At 70.6% G+C, this 8,388-nt stretch carries 6 protein-coding genes; all 6 read left to right on the plus strand.

Going from position 1 to position 8,388, the window contains the following annotated elements; translation table 11 throughout:
- Positions 1 to 9: 9 nt before the first annotated feature.
- The 6 genes from ACFFRH_RS09525 to ACFFRH_RS09550 all read left to right on the plus strand — a co-directional run bounded on the left by ACFFRH_RS09525 (position 10) and on the right by ACFFRH_RS09550 (position 8,229).
- Positions 10 to 1,416 carry an aminobutyraldehyde dehydrogenase gene (locus ACFFRH_RS09525; RefSeq protein WP_386155699.1) on the plus strand — a complete coding sequence of 469 codons (1,407 nt, stop codon included), beginning with the start codon at positions 10 to 12 and terminating at the stop codon, positions 1,414 to 1,416.
- A 197-nt stretch (positions 1,417 to 1,613) separates the two neighbouring features.
- Positions 1,614 to 4,583 carry a sensor histidine kinase gene (locus ACFFRH_RS09530; protein WP_386155701.1) on the plus strand — a complete coding sequence of 990 codons (2,970 nt, stop codon included), beginning with the start codon at positions 1,614 to 1,616 and terminating at the stop codon, positions 4,581 to 4,583.
- The gene (locus tag ACFFRH_RS09535) at positions 4,580 to 5,002 is read left to right on the plus strand and encodes a roadblock/LC7 domain-containing protein (protein ID WP_030906232.1); all 423 of its coding nucleotides are present in this window, start codon (positions 4,580 to 4,582) and stop codon (positions 5,000 to 5,002) included. Before ACFFRH_RS09530 ends, ACFFRH_RS09535 begins: the two co-directional genes overlap by 4 nt.
- Positions 5,003 to 5,011: 9 nt before the next feature.
- A complete protein-coding gene (locus ACFFRH_RS09540) occupies positions 5,012 to 5,410 on the plus strand; it encodes a DUF742 domain-containing protein (protein ID WP_362680287.1) in 399 nt (132 codons plus the stop codon).
- A gap of 7 nt (positions 5,411 to 5,417) precedes the next feature.
- Complete coding sequence (locus ACFFRH_RS09545; protein ID WP_344746417.1) at positions 5,418 to 5,957, plus strand: GTP-binding protein; 540 nt, start codon at positions 5,418 to 5,420, stop codon at positions 5,955 to 5,957.
- Positions 5,958 to 6,933: 976 nt separating this feature from the next.
- On the plus strand, positions 6,934 to 8,229 hold the full coding sequence (locus tag ACFFRH_RS09550; RefSeq protein WP_344746416.1) for a flavin-dependent oxidoreductase: 1,296 nt from the start codon (positions 6,934 to 6,936) through the stop codon (positions 8,227 to 8,229).
- Positions 8,230 to 8,388: the final 159 nt, after the last annotated feature.

Genomic DNA, 8,388 nt, shown 5'->3' on the forward strand with positions numbered 1-8,388 from the left:
GGAAGTTCCATGGGCAAGTTGATCAATCCGGCGACCGGCGACCTGCTGCGGGAGGTGGCCGACACCCCGATCGAGGAGGTGGCCGCCGCCGTGCGGCGGGCCCGCGTGGCGTTCGAGGAGTGGAGCACGGCGACCCCGGCCGAACGGTCCAGGGTGCTGCTGCGCTTCGCCGACCTCGTCGAGGCCGACGCCGAGGAACTCACCCGGCTGGAGGTCATCGAGACCGGCAAGCCCGCGGCGGTCTTCCGCGACGGCGAGCTGCCGTTCGCGGCCGACAACCTCCGCTTCTTCGCCGGCGCGGCCCGCTCGCTGGACGGCACCGGCGCGGGGGTGCTCAGCTCCGGCTACACCTCGGTGCTGGTACGCCGCCCGGTCGGGGTCGTGGGATCGATCGCCCCCTGGAACTTCCCCCTGGTCATGGCCGTGTGGAAGATCGGCCCCGCGCTGGCGGCGGGGAACGCGGTGGTCATCAAGCCCGCCCCGCAGACGCCGGGCACCACGCTGCGGATGGCGCAGCTGTTCGCCCGCGCCGGCGCGCCCGACGGCCTGCTCCAGGTCGTCCTGGGCGACGCGGAGGTGGGCGAGGCCCTCGTCGCCGACCCGGGCGTCGACATGGTGAGCGTCACGGGCTCCACCGCGACCGGCCGCGCCGTCATGCGCGGCGCCACCGGCTCCCTGAAGCGGGTCCACCTGGAGCTCGGCGGCAAGGCCCCGGCGCTGGTCTTCGGCGACGCGGACCTGTCCGAGATGGCGAGGGGCGTCGCGATGGGCGCCACCTACAACACCGGCCAGGACTGCACGGCCGCGACCCGCGTCTACATCGCCCGCGACGTGTACGACGAGGCCGTCGAGGCGCTCCACGCGACGCTGGCCCAGATCACGGTGGGCGACCCCTGGGACCCGGCGACCGACATCGGCCCGCTGATCTCCGCCGGGCACCGCGACCGCGTGCACGGCTTCGTGGAGCGCTCCGTCGCCGCGGGCGCCTCCGTGCTGCACGGCGGTCTCCCGCTTGAGGGGCCCGGGTTCTACTATCCGCCCACCCTGATTTCCGGCGCGGCGCAGAACAGTGAGATCGTTCAGGGTGAGCTTTTCGGCCCGGTCCTCGTGGCGCTGCCTTTCGACGGCGAGGACGAGGCGGTACGGCTGGCCAACGACACCCCCTACGGCCTGGCCTCCTCGGTCTGGTCCAGGGACGTGGCGCGGGCCCTGCGCGTCTCGCATCGGCTCGACGTGGGCGTGACCTGGGTGAACGACCATCTGCCCATCGCGTCCGAGGCGCCGCACGGCGGGGTCAAGGGAAGTGGCTTCGGTAAGGACATGAGTCAGGAGGCGGTTCAGGAATACTCTGTGACCCGCCATCTGATGATCAAGCACCAGGCTCCGGAGGTGAGGGATTCCTTCCGGCCCGCCTGAAAACTTTGGTGCCGCATGTCCCTTTTGAGGGGATATGTCGGCACTTACTCCATTCGAAGTGACATAAAGGATGTGCTCAAATTGCTTCCGCCGCTTCCAAATCCGGCGAGGGGTTACGTAGGCCAGTGATGACACAAGACCGCCGGAGCCACCGCGCGTCAGGGGTGGGCAGTCGACTCCTGCCGGCGAACTGGCGCGTGCGTCCCCGTCTGGTCGCGCTGATCCTGCTCCCGACCGCCGCGGCCGTCCTCCTCACCGGCCTCCAGCTCACCACGGCCCTGTCCACGGCCAACGAGTACCGCCGGATGACCGAGGTCGCCTCGCTGGTCGAGTCGCTCGGCACCCTCTCCCACGAGATGGCCGAGGAGCGCGACCTCACCGCCTGGTACATCGCCGCCACCAACCGCACCAACCTGGGCAAGGTCAGGGAGCAGCGCTCGGTGGTCGACCGGAGCGGCGACCAGGTGCTGGCCGCCATGGACGCCCTCGACGCGTCGCAGGCCGCCCGCGTCCGTACCGAGGTCGCCCAGATCCGCCGCTGGCTCAACGGGCTCCCCGGCCTGCGCAGGCTGATGACCGAGGGAAGCGTGCTCCCCCGGGCGGCCCTCGGCATGTACACGCGGATGATCACCGACTTCATCACCCTCCACGACGACCTGGGCCGCAGCGGTGGCGACGAGCGCCTCATCGGAGACGCGCTCGCGCTGGGCGCGCTGACCCGGGCCAAGGAGCAGGTCGCCAGGCAGCGGGGCACCCTCCTGGTCAGCTTCCTGGACCGCAAGTTCGACTTCGACGACCCCGCCGACCTCCTCGGCGCGTACCGGAGCCAGCAGAGCGAGGAGAACGCCTTCCGCGCCACCGCCTCCGCCGCCGACATCAAGGGCTTCCGCGACGCGGTCACCGGCCCCAAGGTCGACCAGGCCGACTCGGTGCGCGCCCTCGTCATGTCCCTCATGCGCGAGAACGAACCGCTGGAGCGGATGGCCGGCCGTACCTGGCCCTCCAGCGCCAACACCTGGTACGGCGCCTCCAGCTCGATCGTGGACGGCATGCGGACCGTCGAGCGCCGCCTGGCGTCCGCGGTCGTCTCGCGCAGCCAGGAGATGGAGAGCGCCGAGCAGCGCAGCGCGGTGATCTCCGGCGCCTCGATCCTGGTCCTGCTGGTCCTGATCCTGCTCATCACCGCCTGGGTGGCGGGCACGCTCGTCCGGCCGCTGCGCAGGCTGCGCAGCGAGGCGCTCGAAGTGGCCGACACCCGGCTGCCCGAGACCGTCCGGGTGCTGCGGGAGTCCGGGGACCAGGCCCCGAACATCGAGGTGCCCTCCATCGGAGTGGCCTCCCGCGACGAGATCGGGGAAGTGGCCAGGGCCTTCGACGAGGTCCACCGCGAGGCCATCCGGCTCGCCGGTGACGAGGCCCGCCTGCGCAGCAACATCAACGCGATGTTCGTCAACCTCTCCCGCCGCACCCAGTCGCTGGTGGAACGGCAGATCGACCTCATCGACGACCTGGAGCAGGGCGAGCAGGACGAGGGCCGGCTGGGCAGCCTCTTCAAGCTGGACCACCTGGCCACCCGCATGCGCCGCAACTCCGAGAACCTCCTGGTCCTCGCGGGCCAGGAGCAGAGCCGCCGGTGGAGCGAGCCGGTCCCGCTCAGCGACGTCGTCCGAGCCTCACTGTCGGAGGTCGAGAACTACGAGCGGGTCAACCTCCGGGTCGAGTCGGGCATCTCGATCATCGGCCAGGCCGTCAACGACATCGTCCACCTGGTCGCCGAGCTCGTCGAGAACGCGATCTTCTTCTCGCCGCAGGACACCAAGATCACGGTGACCAGCAACGGCAACGAGATGGGCGCCGTCATCCTGGCGGTCACCGACTCCGGCATCGGGATGAGCGACGAGGAACTGGCCGAGGCGAACCGCCGCCTGGCCGAGCCCCCCGCGGTGGACCTGTCGGTCTCCCGCCGGATGGGCCTGTTCGTGGTCGGCCGCCTGGCCATGCGCCACGGCATCAGGGTCCAGCTCAGGCGCCCGGACACCGGCGGCCTCAGCGCCGTCGTGCTCCTGCCCGCGCAGGTGGTGGCCCAGTCCACGATGATGCCCGAGATGGCGCTGTCGGGGCAGGGCATGCCGTCCGGCTCCTTCGGGGGCCCGTCGAACTCGTTCGGCTCCATGTCCAGCATGTCCGGCCAGGATCCGTTCGGCTCGGTGAACCCCGACCCGTTCGGCTCCGCCCCGAACCCGGACCCGTTCGGGACCGGGCGCGGTACCCGCCCGCAGGCCGGTCCCGGAACGCCGCCCGCCCAGGCGCCTCCCCAGGTGCCGGCGCCGACGTCCGCGGACCTGTGGTCGGGACCGGTGGTGCCCGCCTCCGCGGTGGAGGACCTGTGGTCGTCCCCGCTGGCGTCGACCGCGCCGCCGTCGTTCCCCTCGGCCTGGCCCGACCCGCCCGCGATCGACCCCTGGACGCCGCAGCGGCTGGAACCGATGGAGAACACCCAGGCCCTTCCCGTGGTCGAGGTGCCGCCGACGGAACCGGAGCCCGAGGAGTTCCTGCCGATCTTCGCGGCGGTGGGGTCCGACTGGTTCCGCAGCAGCGCGGCCGCGGTCCCCGAGCCGGAGCAGGAGGTCGCTCCCGAGCCGGTGGCCGAGGTCAGGCCGCGGCCGCTGGAGCAGCGGGTCAGGCGGGGGCCGCAGGGCCTGGAGACCCAGAACATCCCGCAGATCACGCATTCCACGCCTCCGCCGCAGCAGCACCAGCCGCTGCCGCAGCGGGCTCCCCAGCAGGCCTCTCAGCAGGCCCCGCAGCAGGCGCAGCCGTTGCCGCAGCGGACGCCCCAGTCGGCGCAACAGCCCAGGCCGGCCGAGCCGGCCGCCGAGAGGCAGCCGTGGAGCACTCCCTCCGACCAGGGGTGGGCCGCCGCCGAGGTCGCGAAGAAGCCCGTCGAGGGCGGCCTGACCGGAGCGGGCCTTCCCAAGCGGGTGCCCAAGGCGAACCTCGTGCCCGGCGCCGCCTCGTCGGCCCCGGCGGCTCCGGCCCCCCCGATGCCGCCGATATCGGCGGAACGGGTGCGCAGCCGTCTGTCCAGTTTCCAGCAAGGCGTACGGCAGGGGCGCGCTGAGATGAGCGAGCGCGCCAACGCCGTCGAGGGAGAGAACCAGCAGTGAACAACCAACTCAGCCAGGCCGCCCGCGGCTTCAACTGGCTGATCACCGAGTTCGTCAAGGAGATGCCCGGAGTGGCGCACGCGGTGATCGTCTCCGCGGACGGGCTCCCGCTGGCCTACTCCCAGGGATTCCCCAAGGACAGGGCGGACCAGCTCGCCGCGATCACGGCCGGCCTGATCAGCCTCACCCAGGGTGCCTCGCGGGTCTTCGAAGGCGGTCCCGTGGCACAGACGGTGATCGAGATGCAGCGGGGCCTCCTGCTGACCATGTCGATCAGCGATGGTTCCGCGCTGGCCGTGCTGGCCTCGCCGGACTGTGACATGGGCCTCGTGGCCTACCAGATGACATTGCTCGCAGAGCGTGCCGGCCAGGCCCTTACGCCTGCGCTCCGGGCCGAACTGCAGTCGGTTCAGCGATAGGGGGGTGATATGGACGCACCAGGTTGGCGTGGCCCGGAGGAATCTCTGGGCACGTCCCAGGCCAAGAGCGGGCGAGATCGTTTGATCCGTCCGTACGCTGTGACCGGGGGCAGGACCGCTCCCCGGATGCAGCTCGCTCTTGAGGCGCTGGTCTCCTCGGCGACGTTCGCGGGCGTGGATCCCACCACGCTCTCCACGGAATATCAGGCGATCATCTCGCTGTCCCGGCAGGTGCGCTCGGTTGCCGAGCTCTCCGCCCTGTTGCGCATGCCTCTCGGCGTGACCCGGGTGTTGATCGCGGACATGGCGGCCGAGGGCTTGGTGCAGATCCACCAGCCGTCGCTGGATGCGGGTAAGCCGGATCTCAATTTGCTTGAAAGGGTGCTCAGTGGGCTTCGCAGGCTCTGACGCCGGAATGACGTCGACGAAGATCGTCGTTGCCGGCGGGTTCGGTGTCGGCAAGACGACCTTCGTCGGTGCGGTCTCCGAGATCATGCCGCTGACCACGGAAGCGGTGATGACGGAGGCGAGTGCGGACGTCGACGACCTCTCGCACATTCCGACAAAGCGCACCACCACGGTCGCGATGGACTTCGGCCGTGTCTCGCTGGACCGCGACCTGATCCTGTACCTGTTCGGTACGCCGGGTCAGCACCGGTTCTGGTTCATGTGGGACGACCTCGTGAAGGGCGCGATCGGCGCGATCGTGCTCGTCGACACCCGGCGGCTGGCCGACAGCTTCCCGGCGATCGACTACTTCGAGGAGGCCGGCCTGCCGTTCGTCGTGGCCCTCAACGGGTTCGGCGGATCGCACGTCCACGGTGAGGAGGAGGTGCGGGAGGCTCTCACGATCGCCCCGCACATCCCCGTCGTCCGGACCGACGCCCGGTCCCGCGACGCCGTGAAGTCGACCTTGATCACCTTGGTCGAGCACGTTCTCACCCTCCGGGTCTGACGTCCCGGCGCGGGCCTCGTCCTCACCGGGGACGAGGCCCGCGCCTTTGAAAAGGCCTCACTCTCGTGGGAGGTGATGCCCGCCGCGGGCCGTCCGGTCCGGCCGGTCCGCGGCGGGCGTCACGACGAATGGCCGCGGGCATAAGCGCGTCACTTATATCTGGATATAGGGCGTGAATATATTGTTCATTCCCGCGCCTGGTTCATGCCGTACGCGACCGTGAAGGTTTCGCGGCGGTCTTGACCACGCCATCGGTGTCGCCCGCTCGAACAGGCCGCGCTTGGGGCGCACCTTCCCGGGCGTCTCGTCTCATGTCTTGAGCCCCGCCCCGGGAGCCCCGGGCGGCGCGGGAGCGGGAAGTCGCCGGCCACCGATGTCTCCCGCCACGGCCGTGGGCGTGGGTGAGGCCGGGCGGCTTCGAGCAAGATGATTCCCGGGGGGCGGGATCCGCTGGAACGGATGCGGGGACTCCGGAGGAGCCAACGGCACCAGGTGATGTCATGTCCGGTTCATGCCATCATATCGTTCATTGTGAAATATCTTCTAAACCGGAAATTAGGTGACAGAATAGCGGAATTCATATTATAGATATATGTGCGGGCTAGAGTCCTGTCATTCCTCGGTTCGGAGATCGCTTCTTCACGCTGCGCGGCCCTGGGGGATCCATGAGGTTACGCTCGTCCGTCGCCGGAATCCCGGCGCCGGCACCCGCCGCGGTCACCGGATGCGGCGCCGGCGAGCCCGCCGGGGACGCCGGCGGCTCCGGCCCGGAGAAGGTCGAGATCAACGTCGGCGCGATCCCGGACCTCGACACGGCCCCGCCGCAGATCGCGATGGAACGGGGCTGTTCGAGAAGCAGGGTCTCGACGTCACGCCGAGCACCCTCGCGAGTGGCGCGGAGGCCATTCCCAAGCCCAAGGGCGGCAGCCCGGACGTCGGCTTACGACATGAACCCCCGACGGACATCGAGGACGCCATGCGAGTACTGATCATCGGAGGCGGCATCGGTGGGCTCACCACCGCGCTGAGCCTTCACGCCGCGGGCATCGACTGCGTGGTCGCCGAGTCGGCCGTGGAGTTGCGCCCGCTGGGGGTGGGCATCAACCTGCAGCCCCACGCCGTCCGGGAGCTGACCGAGCTCGGCGTGGGGGACGAGCTCGCGGAGCTCGGCGTCCCGACGAGTTCCATGAACTTCACGGACCGGTTCGGCGGAACGATCCTGTCGCTGCCGCGGGGAAGGTTCGCGGGATACAACTGGCCCCAGTACTCCGTTCACCGCGGCGAGCTGCAGATGCTGCTTCTCTCCGCGGTGCGTGAGCGGCTCGGTGCCGATGCCGTCAGGACCGGGCTGCGGCTGGAGGACTTCGAGCAGGACGAGACCGGTCCCGCCGGTCCCGCCGGGATCACCGGCGTCACGGCGTCGCTGCGCGACGTGCGGACCGGTGAGCGGCTGAAGGAGACGGCCGACGTCCTCGTGGGCGCGGACGGCATCCACTCGGCCGTGCGTTCCCGGCTGCATCCCGACGACGGGCCGCTGATGTGGAACGGGATCCGGATGTGGCGGGGAACGGCCGAGGGGGATCCTTTCCTCGGCGGCACCACGATGATCGTCGCGGGGTCCAACCTGTCGGCCAAGTTCGTGGTCTACCCCATCTCGCGGGCCCGGGCCCGGGGGCGAGTGCTGATCAACTGGGTGGCCGAGGTGGTGACCGCCGAACCCGGCCCCGTCCCGGCCGCCGACTGGTCCAGGCCCGGCCGTCTGGAGGACGTGCTCCCGCATTTCGACGGCTGGAGGCTGCCCTACCTGGACGTGCCCGCGCTCATCTCCGGTTCGGAACGGCTCCTGGAGTACCCCATGGTGGACAAGGACCCGCTTCCCTGGTGGGGAGCGGGCCGGGTCACCCTGCTGGGGGACGCCGCGCACCCGATGTACCCGGTGGGCGCCAACGGCGGTTCGCAGGCCGTGCTGGACGCCCGGGTCCTGGCCAGGGAACTGGCCGGCGCGGCCGATCCGGCCGAGGGACTGGCCGCGTACGAGAGGGACCGCAGGACCGCCACCACGGGGCTCGTGCTCGCCCATCGCGAGCTGCCCATGGAGAGGACCATCGCGCTGGTCACCGAGCGGGCGCCCGGCGGGTTCGACGACATCGCCGACGTGCTCACGCCGAAGGAGCTGACGGACATGGCCGCTGCCCAGCAGGGGATCACCGACATGGACGTAAGCGCCCTCAACGCTCGTTCCTCGTGGAACGTTCGTCATGTCGGCAGGTAGGAGGCGCCGGTGACGGGTGGTGTCCGGGCCGGTGCCGCCGGACCGGCCGGGGGCGGGACCGTCCCCGAGGGGGGACGGGACGCGCTCCCGGCCCGGAAGCGCGGGCGCGGTCCGCGAGGCGGCCGGAACGGCGACGGCCGGTGACGTGAGGTTCACGTC

Source organism: Streptosporangium vulgare, from assembly GCF_042428775.1.
GTDB lineage: Bacteria > Actinomycetota > Actinomycetes > Streptosporangiales > Streptosporangiaceae > Streptosporangium > Streptosporangium vulgare.